Consider the following 16,292-nt stretch of genomic DNA (forward strand, 5'->3'; position numbering starts at 1 on the left):
ACAATTTAACTAACTGAATCAGCTAGTGATTTCAACTACTGATTCGCATTATTTATTATCTTTAGGGCAATAACAATAGATATGAATAATCCTTTTGTGACTAATGGTTATGTTTCTGCCAGGTATTTCTGCGATCGGGAATAAATGAAATAAAGCAAAATAGCGCCAATTGGCGCTATTTTGCTTTATTTCTAACCCTTTTTGAATGATAATTATCCCCTCCTTTTTAGGTGAATCGCCTACCTTTGCCGTATACTATTAAAATTCTATTTTTGAATAAACCATGAAAAACAAAATTATTGCTTTACTGGTACTTTTTACAGTTATTCTCTTTAGTAGTGCACAGGCGCAAACCACTGCCCACAAATTTGAGGCGGGCAAGAACACATTCCTGCTTGATGGAAAACCATTTGTAGTGAAGGCGGCTGAATTGCATTACACCCGTATCCCACAGGCTTACTGGAGTCATCGCATAGAGATGTGCAAAGCATTGGGAATGAATACGATTTGCATTTATATTTTCTGGAATATCCACGAACAGGAAGAAGGAAAGTTCGACTTCTCCGGGCAGAATGATATTGCCGCTTTCTGTAAACTTGCGCAGCAACATGGAATGTACGTCATTGTCCGTCCCGGTCCGTATGTGTGTGCGGAATGGGAGATGGGAGGACTTCCCTGGTGGCTGTTAAAGAAAAAAGACGTAGCTTTGCGCACGCTTGATCCTTATTACATGGAACGGGTAGGCATTTTTATGAAAGAAGTCGGTAAGCAACTGGCTCCGTTGCAAGTGAATAAAGGAGGAAATATTATCATGGTTCAGGTGGAGAACGAGTATGGCTCTTACGGAACCGATAAACCATACGTTTCTGCCGTGCGTGATTTGGTACGTGAATCCGGTTTTACCGATGTGCCTCTGTTTCAATGTGACTGGAGCAGTAACTTTACCAATAATGCACTCGACGATTTGATTTGGACTGTGAATTTCGGAACTGGGGCTAATATCGACCAGCAGTTTAAGAAACTGAAAGAGCTTCGTCCCGAAACTCCATTGATGTGTAGTGAGTTCTGGAGCGGGTGGTTCGACCATTGGGGACGGAAACACGAAACACGTCCTGCAAAAGATATGGTACAGGGCATCAAGGATATGCTCGACCGGAATATCTCTTTCAGTCTCTATATGACTCACGGAGGAACGACTTTCGGTCATTGGGGAGGTGCAAACAACCCTGCTTATTCCGCTATGTGCAGTTCGTATGATTATGACGCTCCGATCAGTGAAGCCGGATGGACCACCGAAAAGTTTTTCTTGCTTCGCGATTTATTGAAAAACTATCTTCCGGCCGGTGAATCATTGCCTGAAGTCCCCGCTGCTTTGCCTGTTATTGAGATTCCCGAAATTCATTTCAATAAAGTGGCTCCACTATTCTCGAATTTGCCGGAAGCCAAACAAACAGTGGATATTCAACCGATGGAACAATTCAATCAGGGATGGGGAACTATTCTGTATCGGACCACATTGCCTGAAGCAACCCTCGCAGGAACCGTTTTGAAGATTACGGAAGTGCACGACTGGGCGCAAATCTATGCCGACGGCAAACTTCTGGCGCGTTTGGACCGTCGTAAAGGAGAATTTACTACGACTTTGCCCGCACTGAAAAAAGGTACGCAACTGGATATTCTGGTGGAAGCAATGGGACGTGTCAACTTTGACAAATCCATTCACGACCGCAAAGGTATCACGGAAAAGGTGGAACTAGTTTCGGGTAATCAGACTAAGGTATTGAAAAACTGGACTGTGTACAACTTCCCGGTAGATTATTCTTTTATTAAAGACAAGAAATATAACGATACAAAAATACTACCGGCTATGCCTGCTTACTACAAGAGCACTTTTAAACTGGATAAAGTAGGAGATACATTTCTGGATATGAGCACATGGGGAAAAGGCATGGTTTGGGTGAACGGTCATGCAATGGGGCGTTTCTGGGAAATCGGTCCGCAACAGACCCTCTTTATGCCGGGTTGCTGGCTCAAAGAAGGAGAGAATGAAATTCTCGTATTGGATTTGAAAGGTCCTGCCAAGGCTTCTATCAAAGGCTTGAAGAAACCTATTCTTGATGTGCTTCGTGAAAAAGCTCCCGAAACGCACCGCAAGGATGGAGAAAAACTGAAACTGGCAGGTGAGAAAGTAATACATGAAGGTGCTTTCACTCCGGGCAACGGTTGGCAGGAAGTACGATTTACTGCTCCGGCGAAAGGACGTTATTTCTGTTTGGAAGCGCTTTCTCCGCAAGCAAATGACAACATCGCAGCAGTGGCAGAGTTCGATGTCCTGGGAGCTGATGGCAAACCGGTATCTCGTGAACATTGGAAGATTCGTTATGCCGATAGCGAAGAAACGCGTAGCGGCAACCGTACAGCCGACAAAATATTCGACTTGCAGGAATCTACTTTCTGGATGACTGTGGATAATGTCCCTTATCCTCATCAACTGGTGATTGACTTGAGTAAAGTGGAAACAGTGACCGGCTTCCGCTATCTGCCCCGTGCCGAAAAAGAATATCCGGGCATGATTAAAGAATATCGGGTGTATGTGAAATCTGCCGACTTTAATTACTAAACTATTGATGTACAAGCATTGAAATGATAATAGATATGAAGAAAAATATAATCCTTTTCGCACTCCTCTTCGTAGGAGTGTTGACTGGATATTGCCAACAATCTGCCTACCTGTTTGTTTATTTCACCGGCAATCGCATGAGTGAAGAAGCCGTCAGGATGGCTGTTAGTCTCGACGGATATAATTATAAAGCTTTGAATGGAAATCAACCGGTACTTGATTCCCGGGTGATTAGTTCAACAGGCGGAGTGCGCGATCCTCATATTTTACGTTGTGAAGATGGGAAGACATTTTATATGGTAGTTACAGACATGGTATCTGCCAATGGATGGAGTTCTAATCGCGCCATGGTATTGCTGAAATCGAAAGACCTTGTACACTGGACTTCCAATATCGTAAATATCCAGAAGAAATATCCCGATCAGGAAAACCTAAAACGTGTGTGGGCGCCACAAACAATTTATGACAAGCAGGCCGGAAAATACATGATCTATTGGTCCATGCAACATGGCAATGGTCCGGACATCATTTATTATGCTTATGCTAACAAGGATTTTACCGATATAGAAGGAGAACCGAAACCGCTGTTTCTTCCGAAAAACGAAAAGTCATGTATTGACGGCGACATCATTTATAAAGACGGGCTTTATCACCTGTTCTATAAAACGGAAGGGAATGGAAATGGCATAAAGAAGGCTACTACTTCCTCTCTGACCTCCGGACAGTGGACGGAATCAGATGACTATAAGCAGCAGACGAAGGACGCAGTAGAGGGTGCGGGCATCTTTCCATTGATTGGCTCGGATAAGTATATCTTGATGTATGATGTGTATATGAAAGGCAAATACCAGTTTACGGAAAGTGCTGATTTGGAGCACTTCAAAGTGATTGACCATGCCGTTAGTATGGATTTCCATCCCCGCCACGGTACTGTTATTCCGATTACTCAAAAAGAATTGCAACGCCTTTTCAAGGCGTATGGTAAACCGGAAGGTTTCTGATCTAAAGGAGGAAGGCCAAAACCCATCTAAATTAGAAATCATCCTCGCCACAGCTTCTTGTCGCGAAGATGATTTCGTTGAAAGGAAATTTGGGCACCTCTCATCTACAAATTCAATGAATTTCAAGCGGGTAATCTTCATTTCCAGATAAATACATTCACCCTTTCGTCTTTTTTTGAGTTATTAAGATAAGGTGGATTCACTAGTGTAATCCAGGAAAATAGTATACGATATTGGAAAAAGTGTATATTTTACCCTTGTTTACTTGTTTCTTATATATTTTTAAGTGTAAAACAACCAATTATAGCTTGAAATATATCAGTTAGAATAATGAAAATCTTAACTTTGCGATTGATAATCTTAATGCAATAGATACCATGAGAAAATTATTCCTGTTTTTAGTTGTCTTGTTTTTGTCGTTTCAGCAAGTCACTTTAGCTGCAATCAAAGAAATGACGAGTACCCCCGATTCGGTTTATCTCTTTTCCTTCGCTACTTCCGGAGACGACGGACGTAGCGGGCTTCGTTTTGCCTGGAGCATGGATAAGGAAAACTGGTTTGAAGTCGGCCGGAACTACGGATATCTCCGGTGTGATTACAGCCGTTGGGGATCACAGAAGAAAATGCTCGACCCTTATTTGAAACAGTCGCCCGCTGGCGAATGGATATGTACCTGGAAATTGAATGATCGTGATGGATACGGTCAGGCCACTTCTAAAGACTTGATAAACTGGACCAGCCAGAAATATCCCCGTACTACTTCCGATTTTAACGGAACAAGAGTGAAAGCCGTAGTTGCCGGAGAGGAGCAGAAAGGAACTATCAACCGGGTAGCGTGGACTTTGGTAGATGGATTAAATAAGAATTATGGCTGGAATCAATATCGGAACTCATTGCATGGAGAACGTCCGGTACAGGATGGAGAACGTTTTGCCGGTTTGAAGCCTGTAAAAGCAACGGTCACCGTACAACCCGAACGTGCCAAGACCATCAGCGATGTCTTGTTGGGTGCTTTCTTTGAAGATATTAATTATTCGGCAGACGGAGGACTCTATGCAGAGCTGATCCAGAACCGTGATTTCGAATATGACCCTTCAGACAGGGAAGGGGATAAGAACTGGAATAGTACTCATTCCTGGACACTGAAAGGAGATAAAACCACTTTCACTATTAACACTAGCGATCCTATTCATGCCAATAATCCGCACTATGCCGTATTGAATGTAGAACGACCGGGAGCCGCGTTAGAAAATACAGGCTTTGATGGTATCGCGCTGAATGTCGGAGAGAAATATGATTTTTCCATATTCGCAAGGGTTCCGCAGGGGCAATCAAACAAATTGCAGGTTCGTTTGGTAGATGGAGAAGGAAATATATGTGGAGAGACTTCTCTGACTGTATCTTCCCGCCAATGGAAAACGTATAAAACAGTGATTACTGCCAAAGTAACCGCAGATACTCGTCTCGAAATCATTCCCCAATCTGCTGGAGAATTGAATCTGGATATGGTTTCCCTGTTTCCGCAGCATACATTTAAAGGACGCAAGAACGGACTCCGCAAGGATCTGGCTCAAGTGTTAGCTGACATTCATCCCCGTTTCATCCGTTTTCCCGGTGGCTGTGTGGCTCATGGTGATGGTCTGAAGAATATCTATCAATGGAAAAATACAGTCGGTCCGTTAGAAGCAAGAAAGGCTCAACGCAACCTTTGGGGGTATCATCAAAGCATGGGACTGGGATATTTTGAATATTTTCAATTCTGCGAAGATATTGGCGCAGAACCGCTTCCGGTATTGGCTGCTGGTGTTCCTTGCCAGAACTCTGCCTGTCACGGTGACTTGAGAGGCGGGCAGCAAGGCGGTATCCCAATGAGCGAAATGGGGGCTTATATTCAGGATATTCTTGATCTGATAGAATGGGCAAACGGCGACGCTAAGAAGACAAAGTGGGGAAAGGTACGTGCCGAAGCAGGCCATCCGAAACCTTTCAACCTGAAATACATCGGTATCGGAAATGAAGATCTCATCACCGATATCTTCGAAGAACGTTTTACAATGATATTTAATGCCATCAAAGAAAAATATCCGGAAATGATCGTTGTAGGTACAGTAGGACCGTTCAATGAAGGTACAGACTACGTAGAAGGATGGAAACTGGCCGACAAACTGGGTGTGCCGATGGTGGACGAACATTATTATCAGACTCCGGGATGGTTCCTGAACAATCAGGATTTCTACGATAAATACGACCGTTCGAAAAAGACAAAAGTATACTTGGGCGAATATGCGACTCATATCCCGGGACGAAAAGCGAATATCGAAACTGCACTGACGGAAGCTCTTTATCTTGCTGCCTTGGAACGTAATGGAGACGTTGTACACATGACTTCCTATGCTCCTCTTCTCGCCAAAGAAGGACATACCCAATGGAATCCGGATTTGATTTACTTCAATAACCGGGAAGTGAAACCGACCACCGGATATTATGTGCAGAAACTCTACGGACAGAATGCCGGAAACGAATATTTGCCGTCGAAGATCACTTTGGATAATAAAGACGATAAAGTGCAGAAACGTTTTGCTTCTTCCATTGTCCGCGATTCGGCAAGTGGAGATGTGATTGTGAAGTTGGTCAATTTACTTCCAGTAGAGGTGAATACTCATGTCGACCTTTCCAGAATCGGTGCGGTACAGCCTTCTGCAAAGAGAACCGTACTGACCGGTAAACCGGCAGATACTCCGCTACCTGTTGAAGATACGGTGGAAGTGGCAGAAAAGTTTGATTGCCAATTGTCTGCCTACTCTTTTACGGTGATCCGGATAAAAAAGGCAAATGAGAAATAACAGGAAATAAATGAAGAACATAATAACATGAATAATATGAAGAAGATAATAAGCACTCTACTGGTGGCTGGTTGCTGTCTGACTTCGCTGATGGCACAAGACGTGGTCGTGAAAGGACCGGATGAAAAACTGCAATTGGTTGTCTTTACTTCCCCTGCCGAAAAGCCAAGTTATTCCATTACCTATAATGGGAAAACCATGCTGGAGAAATCACCTTTGGGTATGAACACGAATATCGGTGACTTTGCTAAAGGAATGAAACTGACAGGGCATACGGTCACCCCGATTGATACCGTCTACCATCAGGATCGTATTAAAACCTCACAAGTGCATTATCAGGCAAACGAACTGAACTGTCATTTTGAGAATCCGAAAGGGCAGAAAATAGATGTTGTCTTTCGTGTCAGCAACAATGATGTAGCTTTCTGTTATACCCTGCCGCGTCAGGATGGAAAAGGAAGTGTAACGGTGACTGCTGAAGAAACCGGCTTCCGTTTCCCGCAACAGACTACTACTTTCTTGTGTCCGCAAAGCGATGCCATGATAGGATGGAAGCGTACAAAACCCAGTTATGAGGAAGAATACAAGGCAGATGCTCCGATGAGCGACCGTTCTCAATACGGGCATGGTTACACATTCCCTTGCCTGTTCCGTATCGGTGACGATGGTTGGGTGCTGGTTAGCGAGACAGGACTGGACAGTCGATATTGCGGCTCACGTTTAAGCGATGTGAGCGAAGGTAATCTGTATACGGTTGCTTTCCCGATGGCAGAAGAAAATAACGGCAACGGAACGGTTGCTCCGGCATTTGCCTTGCCGGGAGCTACTCCCTGGCGTACTATCACTGTCGGCGAGACTTTGAAACCGATTGTGGAAACAACTGTTGCGTGGGATGTCGTGCGTCCTCTTTATGAAACAAAATATGACTACCGTTTCGGACGCGGCACATGGAGCTGGATTCTTTGGCAGGATGGTAGTATCAACTATGACGATCAGGTGCGATATATTGATTTTGCTGCGGCAATGGGATATGAGTATGCATTGATTGATAACTGGTGGGATACGAACATCGGTCGCGACCGCATGAAGTCTTTGGTAGAATACGCACGTAGTAAAGGCGTGGAACTCTTCTTATGGTATAGCTCTTCCGGTTATTGGAATGATATTGAGCAAGGACCGGTTAATCACATGGACAACGCCATTATCCGCAAACGCGAGATGAAATGGTTACAGAGTCTCGGAGTAAAAGGCATCAAAGTCGATTTCTTTGGTGGCGACAAGCAAGAAACGATGCGCCTGTATGAAGATATCTTGAGTGATGCCGACGATCACGGCCTGATGGTGATCTTCCACGGTTGTACAATCCCTCGCGGATGGGAACGCATGTATCCGAATTATGTAGGTAGTGAAGCCGTACTGGCATCCGAGAATATGGTATTCAACCAGCACTTCTGCGATAAAGAGGCTTTCAATGCTTGTCTGCATCCGTTTATCCGTAATACGGTGGGTAGCATGGAATTCGGCGGCTGTTTCCTGAACAAACGACTGAACCGCAACAATGACGGAGGAACTACGCGTCGCACTACTGATATATTCCAACTGGCCACTACCGTATTATTCCAGAATCCGGTACAAAACTTTGCGCTTGCTCCCAATAACCTGAAAGATGTTTCTCCTGTTTGTATGGACTATATGAAAGCGGTTCCTACCACTTGGGACGAGACACGTTTCATTGATGGATATCCGGGGAAATATGTAGTCTTGGCACGTCGTCACGGTGACACTTGGTATGTGGCGGCCATTAATGCCGGGAAAGAAATAGTAAAGTTGAAACTGGATTTAGAGATGTTTGCCGGAAAAACGGTTACCCTGTATAAGGATGATAAGAAAGGAGAGCCACAGCTTGTGCCGTTGAAAGTGAAAGAGAACGGTAAAGTGCAGCTGGAGATTCTTCCACAGGGAGGTGCTGTATTGGTAAACAAATAGATGATATCTCTATCGTTTGTTGTGGGATCATGTGGCAATGATTGTTCGGTAAAAGTTTGATAGAATCAATATTTATAGCATAATTTATGTAGCACTTTTTATGCTACACAAATTGTGCTATGAATAATTGTTTGAATATAAACAATATAGACTGCTTTCTTTATTCTTTGAATGAAACCATATTTGAGAAATGTTTCGTGGATATAATTCATTCAGTTGTGGTTGCAGACATTGCCTTACGCTGGTATACTAAAATAATCATATTCAAGAAAACACCCTTCACCTTTCACAATGCCCTGTTCATCGGCATTAGCGGGTGAAGGGCTGGCTTTCACCTTCCTTTCACCTTTCTATTCTGGCTTTCACAGCTTGTCCAGTCTTCTGCTAACTCTTTCATCTATAGTTGGCAGAAGAAGTGTTAATAGATAGCTTCCAAACTATTATAGGAAAACTTCTTTTCTATAAGGGATAAACTTCCTTTGTATAGGACCCAAACTTTCTTTGCATTATAAGAAAACTATAAATGCAAGCTTTGATTATATAAATGAAACTTCCATTTATATAATTGCAAGTTTTGTTTTTATAAACGCAACTTTCATTTATAGATTGCATTTATTGAAAAGTAAGTTTACATACTGGTAATAGGAAGTTTACCTATAATCAAAAGAAAGTTTGTTATTAATGAAAGAGAGGGTAGTTAGTAATGGATAAGGAAGCAGGTAAGGTATGTTTTCAGAAGCATAGATAGAGAAGTGCCATATAGGATTAGGAAACCGGATTATCAGAAAAGCATTTTATGTGTATATATAAATGACCTGCTCGACCAGAAAATCACTTTGTGTTGAAATCGGGTAGGTTCTTTTTATTGAGTGAACTGATAGGTGAAATCCCTATCCCTATCGTATTATATGGTAAACGCGGGCTAAAATCGAAGTGCAAATGCTCTGTAATATCGTGCATTTAGCGGAGAATGATTGTTTTTTAGTCCTTTTTTGACACATAAGTGTACCTTTATATTTAATGTATCATCTATCTTTGTAAACAAGAAATCTTATTTAATATCATGAATATGAATAGACATTGCAGAATAATCAAGTGTATATTATCAGGAGTCGTTTGTGCGTTGTTACTACCTGTATCAATGCAGGCACAAAAGAACACAGCATTTATCCCCGGACAAGTGTGGAATGATACGGATGGAAATCCGATCAATGCCCATGGTGGCGGACTTCTTTATCACAATGGTACTTACTATTGGTATGGTGAATACAAGAAAGGAAAAACGATTTTGCCGGACTGGGCTACGTGGGAGTGTTATCGTACAGACGTGACCGGAGTAGGTTGTTACTCTTCTAAAGACTTGCTGAATTGGAAATTTGAAGGAATTGTGCTTCCGGCAGTCAAAGACGATCCGAATCATGACCTGCATCCGTCCAAAGTGTTGGAACGTCCGAAAGTCATCTTTAATAAGAAGACCGGTAAGTTTGTAATGTGGGCACATGTGGAAAGTGCCGATTACAGTAAGGCTTGTGCCGGAGTGGCGGTTGCCGATTCTCCTGTCGGGCCGTTCGTCTATCAGGGAAGTTTCCGTCCGAACAATGCGATGAGCCGCGACCAGACAGTTTTTGTGGATGATGACGGACGTGCTTATCAGTTCTATTCTTCGGAAAATAATGAAACTATGTATATTAGTCTTTTGACTGATGATTATTTGAAACCCAGCGGACGGTTTACTCGTAATTTCGTCAAAGAGTCTCGTGAAGCTCCGGCTGTGTTTAAATATAATGGTAAATACTATATGTTAAGCTCCGGTTGCACAGGCTGGGATCCGAATGTGGCCGAAATAGCAGTGGCCGATTCTATTATGGGAACGTGGAAAACGATCGGTAATCCTTGTACGGGACCGGATGCGGATAAAACGTTTTACGCGCAGAGTACTTACGTTCAGCCTGTTATCGGAAAGAAGGACGCATACATCGCTATGTTCGACCGCTGGAAAAAGAAAGACTTGGAAGACTCACGCTATGTATGGCTGCCTGTACTTGTAAAAGACGGAAAGATAACAATTCCCTGGCATGAAAAATGGACTCTTTCCATCTTTGACAAATAAAAAAGAAGATAAGCATGAAACGGATATTACTACTACTTTGCGGAATAATACTTGTTCCTACTCTTGTCTGTTCCCAGCGTTTGGTGGAAGTAGGAAAGGGATATAGCTGTACTTCGGTCAATACGACGGTCTTTCGGAATAACTCGCTGGTGACGCACGGTGAGGAACAATATATCAGTTATTACGATAACGACGGCTATCTGATACTTGGAAAGCGGAAACTGGATTCGAAACAATGGACTTTACACCGTACCCAATATCAGGGAAATGTAAAGGATGCTCATAATGTAATCAGTATGATGGTGGATGGAGAAGGTTACATACACGTGTCTTTCGATCATCATGGACATAAACTGAATTATTGCCGGAGCATTGCTCCCGGTTCTCTGAAACTGGGAGATAAAATACCGATGACCGGAATTGATGAAGGAAATGTAACCTATCCGGAGTTTTATTCTTTATCCGGAGGAGATTTACTGTTTGTTTATCGTTCCGGTTCTTCCGGTCGTGGTAACTTGGTGATGAACCGTTATTCGCTGAAAGAACATAAATGGACTCGTGTGCAGGATATACTGATTGATGGAGAAAATAAACGGAATGCTTATTGGCAAATGTATGTCGATGAGAAAGGAACCATCCATCTTTCGTGGGTGTGGCGCGAAAGCTGGCATGTGGAAACAAACCATGATATATGTTATGCCCGTTCGTTTGATAATGGAGTGACTTGGTATAAATCAAGTGGAGAGCAATATGAACTTCCTATCAAATTGTCTAATGCAGAGTATGCCTGTCGTTTGCCTCAAAACTGTGAGTTGATTAATCAAACAAGTATGAGTGCCGATGCAGAAGGAAATCCGTATATAGCCACTTATTGGCGGGATCCCGACAGTAACGTGCCCCAATATCGTATCGTCTGGAATGACGGGAAAGTATGGCATCAACGGCAGATCACAGATCGCAAAACACCTTTTACCTTGAAGGGTGGCGGTACGAAAATGATACCTATTGCCCGTCCGCGTATTGTGGTAGAGGATGGGGAAGTCTTTTATATTTTCCGCGACGAAGAACGGGGAAGCCGTGTCTCAATGGCACATGCGTCCGACGTCGGCATTAGTAAATGGACGATAACGGATTTGACCGACTTTTCCGTAGATGCCTGGGAACCGTCTCATGATACGGAACTCTGGAAGAAACAGCGGAAGCTTCATCTCTTTGTGCAACACACCCGTCAGGGAGATGGTGAACGCACGGCAGAAATTGATCCTCAAATGGTATATGTATTAGAAACAGATATGAATATAAATAAGTAAAGATATGAAGAAACTATCTGCAACTCTTCTTTTCGTACTCTTCCTAAGTGGTGTAATTCGTGTCTTAATTCATCATCAAGCTCATATATGGCTTTAACGGCTGGAGTATTCTATCGGTTAGTTCACTAATATTCATCTGTATATGTGTACCGGGCAGTCGCTCGGTACTATACATGCACTTCCCTTTACACAGATAATAATAACCGTTATTCACAGACAATTGCTTATCAGACAATTCCAGTTGCATTTCATCTTCGGGGAAAGCCGCGGCATAGATTTGCAGCACTTCTTTGGCATTGATGATACGTGCCATACCCAACGGATGTTGAGGCTGTTGATCTTCGGGAGGTAAGAGTTGAACCATGCGCTTATATCCGGTGTGTTGCCTGATAGCATACAATAGGCTATATTCCACATCTTTATCTTCAGCGCAAAGCTCATTGATAATGATATGTTTGTCTCCTTTATATATAATAGTCACCCCCTTGATTTCGTTTTCTTGTCTGGCTACAAATAAGTATCCTCCGCTGATGGCAAGATCAGTCATAATAACCTGAAAGTCTTCCAGCGTGTGCTGAATACAGCAAGCCCGTTCGGAAAGCTTCTTATTCAAATAAGAATAAATCTCTTCCTGAAATTCCGGAACCACACTGACCGCTATCTCTTTAGCAGGAATAAACTCCGGCAAAACGATCTCTTTAGTTGAATACTTGAATACGGAAGCATATCCCATGCGGGCATAATAGTCGAACAACCAGGGCTCTGCCGGTATCAATGTACTGAAATGTACTCCATTCCGCAGCATCCGGGCGAAAGACTGTGATAAGAGCTCTCGCATGACCCCTTTGCTTCGGAAATCGGGATGCGTACAGGCTCCTGAAATATAGGAAGTCTGCACTGTTTCTCCGCCGAAAGTCATCGGATAAGGAAGCATCTGAAGCGCAGAGATCACCTCATCGCCACTTTGGATGGCGACATTCACCTCTGTTTTATAGCGCAGTCTGAAGTACATTTCAACGAATTCTTCACTATCGTCAAAACAGATTTTCCACAATGCTTTTACTTGCTCCTTTAACATCATATTTATAATGGATTTACCATTTAACCATATTCATGGGATGCTCTTTGAGGCAAGCCATATATTTTTCCAGAATCGTCGCCGGCTGGTAAGACAGTTTGGCTTTGCGCAAACCCTCAATACCTAAATCCTCTTCCCGGTTGATATAGATATATTGTTCGGGAATCCGGTTGGCAAATTCATAATTAATCATGGCATACGCACCTTCAATACTGGTATCCGCTTTTTCTACATGTACGCCGAATGTTTCATGGTTGATAGGCATACCGAATGTGAATGCGACGATTTTACCGTTCACATGTAAGATACCTCCCGTCAGTCCGAGTGCCTCGAAGTTGTGGAGAGCATAAATCAGGGCGCGACGTTCGTTGCCTGTCCCTTCCTGTTGGTCACAATTATTCACTTTACACCACTCTGCTTCCAGATCCAGACATTCCTGAATACGGTCCGGGGTAATCGGTGTGTATTCGTAATCCGGATAAGTGTTGCGGAACCGGTTGATATGATTTCTTTTCGCTTGGAATTTCTTCCCTTTCAGCGTAGATAGATCACTTCTCAAATAAATATAATCCGCATAGTCGCGGTCTTCTGTGAAAGTGAACTGTTCCGGAAGGATAGCTTCGAGATCAGCGCGCATATTGCTGCACACTCCCAGCATACAGAAATGCTGGTTCTCTTTGCGGGCATCTTCTATCAGTTCCCACAATACTGCTTTCAAATCTCCTGTGCCTACGGGCATCATATAAGCAAGTTGTTCTCCCGCCCAGAACTTGAATACCAAAAAGTTGTCGACCACTGCGAATTGAGTGTCATATAAGAACCTCCAGCTGCAAAGATTGGAGAATGAAAGATCGCAATTGCGGCGATCACTTTTCATCGTGAATGAGGTGATTGTGTCTTTGTCTGCTAATGTGATATCTTTAAATGGAATCATAAAATTGCTTTTTGCGTTTAACTCTTTATATAACGGAAAATCAAGAGATTTTGTTTTTACAAGACACCTAATAATCGAAGGATTGTAGGTGTGAGCAGTGCAGTGAAGATTCCATTCAGTGTCAGTCCCAGACTGGCGTATGCTCCATATTTGCTGCTGATATCCATTGCGGTGGAAGTTCCGACAGCATGAGCGGCTGTCCCCATCGAAAGCCCTTGGGCGATCGGACTGCCTACACGCATGATTTTCATGGTCTTAAAACCACAGATCGCTCCTAATAAACCTACTGCCACAACAACTGCCGCCGTCAGTGACGGAATACCGCCAATGGCTTTGGTTACTTCCATCGCAATCGGAGTCGTAACCGATTTGGGAGCCAGAGACAGGATTACTTCTTGGGAAGCTCCCATGAACTTCGCAATCAGCACTACTGAAATAACTCCGACAATGCAGCCTGCCAGTTGAGACAGAAGGATAGGCAGTAACTGCTTTTTTATCATTTCCAATTGAAGATATAAAGGTACGCCTAAAGCAACAACAGCCGGGCGGAGCCAGAACTCGATCAGATGTCCTCCTTTATTATAGGTCTCGTATGAGATATTTGTCATTTTAAGGAAGATGATTAATAGGGCGATGGTCAGCAATATAGGATTTAATAATACCAGTCCTGTTTTCTTCTGAAGCAATTTGGCAAAGAAGAAAATCCCGAAGGTGATAGCCAGCAGGAAGAAATTATTCTCTAAGAAGCTCATTTGTCTTTATTCGTTAAGTTGATTTTATCTTTAAGGTGCAGTTTCTCCGACAGATGGAAATCCGTCAGGTGAAGTTTGCGTGCCAGCTTAATCTGACGTGCCAGCCTGAACTTGCGGACGATTTGGTGCACCCATCCCGTAACGACAAGTACAAGCGCGGTGCTGACAATGGTCGCTGTCACTATCGGCCAGAACTCTGCCGCAATAACATCAAAGTACAGCATAAGAGCCACACCGGGCGGAACGAAAAAGAATCCTAAGTTGGCAACCAGAAAGTCGGACAATCCCTGTACCCAGTGTAGTTTAATCCAACCTAATTTTAAAAAGAGGGTGAGCAGCAGCATACCGATGATGCTGGAGGGGAGCTTGATACCCGTAAGATAAACTATTAATTCACCCAAAGCCAAACAGCCAAATAAAATGGCGCACTGACGTATCATATACTAATAACCTATTGATTTTGTTTGAAAACACTGCAAAGGTATGAAAAATAGGAGTACAGTGTTAAATATTATAATATTTTAGACTTGGGAGAGAAAAATAGCCGAAATTGTAATGTGGATATTGCAAAATTGAGTACTTTTGCACCGCAAATTACAAATTGTAAGGACGTTTTATAATAATATTCAATATATCTATGCTCAATTTAATCAACCAAATCGTGGCGCGTGCGAAAGCAAATCGCCAACGTATTGTTCTTCCGGAAGGAACTGAAGAACGCACATTGAAAGCTGCCAATATGATTTTGACAGACGAAGTAGCCGATCTAATTTTACTGGGTAAACCGGCAGAAATTAATGAACTTGCTACAAAATGGGGATTGGGAAACATCGGTAAAGCTACTATCATTGATCCTGAAACTTCTCCGAAACACGAAGAATATGCGCAGTTATTGTGTGAACTTCGTAAAAAGAAGGGGATGACTATCGAAGAAGCCCGCAAGTTAACGAATGATCCTTTATTCTTTGGTTGTTTAATGATGAAGAATGGTGACGCTGACGGTCAGTTGGCTGGTGCCCGCAACACTACTGGTAATGTATTGCGTCCTGCTTTGCAGATTATCAAGACTGCTCCGGGAATCACTTGCGTATCTGGTGCTATGTTGCTCCTGACTCATGCTCCCGAATATGGAAAGAATGGAATTTTGGTCATGGGTGATGTGGCCGTAACCCCGGTTCCTGATGCTAATCAATTGGCGCAGATTGCAGTTTGTACAGCGCAGACTGCCAAGGCGGTTGCCGGTATCGAAAATCCGAAAGTAGCTCTGTTGAGCTTTTCAACCAAGGGTTCCGCTAAACATGAAGTGGTAGACAAAGTAGTAGAAGCAACTAAAATAGCTAAGGAAATGGCTCCGACTCTTGATTTGGACGGTGAACTGCAGGCAGATGCGGCTCTTGTTCCTGAAGTAGGTGCAAGCAAAGCTCCGGGTTCGGAGGTAGCCGGACAAGCAAATGTACTGATTGTTCCAAGCTTGGAAGTAGGTAACATTTCTTATAAGCTAGTTCAACGTTTGGGACATGCTGATGCTATCGGCCCGATCCTTCAAGGTATCGCTTGCCCGGTAAACGACTTGTCTCGTGGTTGTTCTATTGAAGATGTATATCGTATGATTGCTATCACGGCTAACCAGGCTATTGCTGCAAAGGCAAATAAATAAG

General features: G+C 43.2%; 11 protein-coding genes. 7 read left to right on the forward strand and 4 right to left on the reverse strand.

All coding sequences use genetic code 11. The features are described 5' to 3' along the window. Positions 1-283 precede the first annotated feature (283 nt). The 6 genes from DW173_RS21175 (at position 284) to DW173_RS21205 (ending at position 11,870) form a co-directional block, all read left to right on the forward strand. Positions 284-2,620 carry a beta-galactosidase gene (locus tag DW173_RS21175; protein WP_120145168.1) on the forward strand — a complete coding sequence of 779 codons (2,337 nt, stop codon included), beginning with the start codon at positions 284-286 and terminating at the stop codon, positions 2,618-2,620. 23 nt (positions 2,621-2,643) lie between these two features. Next, on the forward strand, positions 2,644-3,621 hold the full coding sequence (locus tag DW173_RS21180; RefSeq protein ID WP_087321584.1) for a glycoside hydrolase family 43 protein: 978 nt from the start codon (positions 2,644-2,646) through the stop codon (positions 3,619-3,621). Positions 3,622-3,998: 377 nt separating this feature from the next. Next, the gene (locus tag DW173_RS21185; RefSeq protein ID WP_120145169.1) at positions 3,999-6,464 is read left to right on the forward strand and encodes an alpha-L-arabinofuranosidase C-terminal domain-containing protein; all 2,466 of its coding nucleotides are present in this window, start codon (positions 3,999-4,001) and stop codon (positions 6,462-6,464) included. A gap of 36 nt (positions 6,465-6,500) precedes the next feature. After that, entirely contained in the window at positions 6,501-8,450 is a 1,950-nt protein-coding gene (locus tag DW173_RS21190) for a glycoside hydrolase family 97 protein (RefSeq protein ID WP_120145187.1), read from the forward strand. Positions 8,451-9,519: 1,069 nt separating this feature from the next. Next, positions 9,520-10,560 (forward strand): glycoside hydrolase family 43 protein, encoded by a 1,041-nt coding sequence (locus DW173_RS21200; RefSeq protein WP_022276528.1) that lies wholly within the window; start codon positions 9,520-9,522, stop codon positions 10,558-10,560. Between the two features lie 14 nt (positions 10,561-10,574). Further along, positions 10,575-11,870, forward strand: a complete 1,296-nt coding sequence (locus tag DW173_RS21205; RefSeq protein WP_120145170.1) for a BNR repeat-containing protein — start codon at positions 10,575-10,577, stop codon at positions 11,868-11,870. Positions 11,871-11,934: 64 nt separating this feature from the next. On the opposite strand, the gene DW173_RS21210 is transcribed toward DW173_RS21205, so the two are convergent. From DW173_RS21210 to DW173_RS21225, 4 genes are read right to left on the reverse strand one after another with little or no spacing between them, the layout of a single operon-like run. Beyond that, entirely contained in the window at positions 11,935-12,951 is a 1,017-nt protein-coding gene (locus DW173_RS21210; RefSeq protein WP_118196109.1) for a GNAT family N-acetyltransferase, read from the reverse strand. A gap of 13 nt (positions 12,952-12,964) precedes the next feature. Further along, on the reverse strand, positions 12,965-13,882 hold the full coding sequence (locus DW173_RS21215) for a DUF2156 domain-containing protein (protein ID WP_004305058.1): 918 nt from the start codon (positions 13,880-13,882) through the stop codon (positions 12,965-12,967). Positions 13,883-13,938: 56 nt separating this feature from the next. After that, the gene (locus tag DW173_RS21220) at positions 13,939-14,634 is read right to left on the reverse strand and encodes an LrgB family protein (protein ID WP_004305057.1); all 696 of its coding nucleotides are present in this window, start codon (positions 14,632-14,634) and stop codon (positions 13,939-13,941) included. Next, complete coding sequence (locus tag DW173_RS21225; protein WP_008024417.1) at positions 14,631-15,074, reverse strand: CidA/LrgA family protein; 444 nt, start codon at positions 15,072-15,074, stop codon at positions 14,631-14,633. Before DW173_RS21225 ends, DW173_RS21220 begins: the two co-directional genes overlap by 4 nt. A gap of 197 nt (positions 15,075-15,271) precedes the next feature. On the opposite strand from DW173_RS21225, the gene pta reads away from it, so the two are divergent. Further along, the gene (gene pta / locus DW173_RS21230; protein ID WP_120145171.1) at positions 15,272-16,291 is read left to right on the forward strand and encodes a phosphate acetyltransferase; all 1,020 of its coding nucleotides are present in this window, start codon (positions 15,272-15,274) and stop codon (positions 16,289-16,291) included. Position 16,292: the final 1 nt, after the last annotated feature.

The organism is Bacteroides sp. AM16-13 (genome assembly GCF_003602705.1).
Classification (GTDB): domain Bacteria; phylum Bacteroidota; class Bacteroidia; order Bacteroidales; family Bacteroidaceae; genus Bacteroides; species Bacteroides xylanisolvens.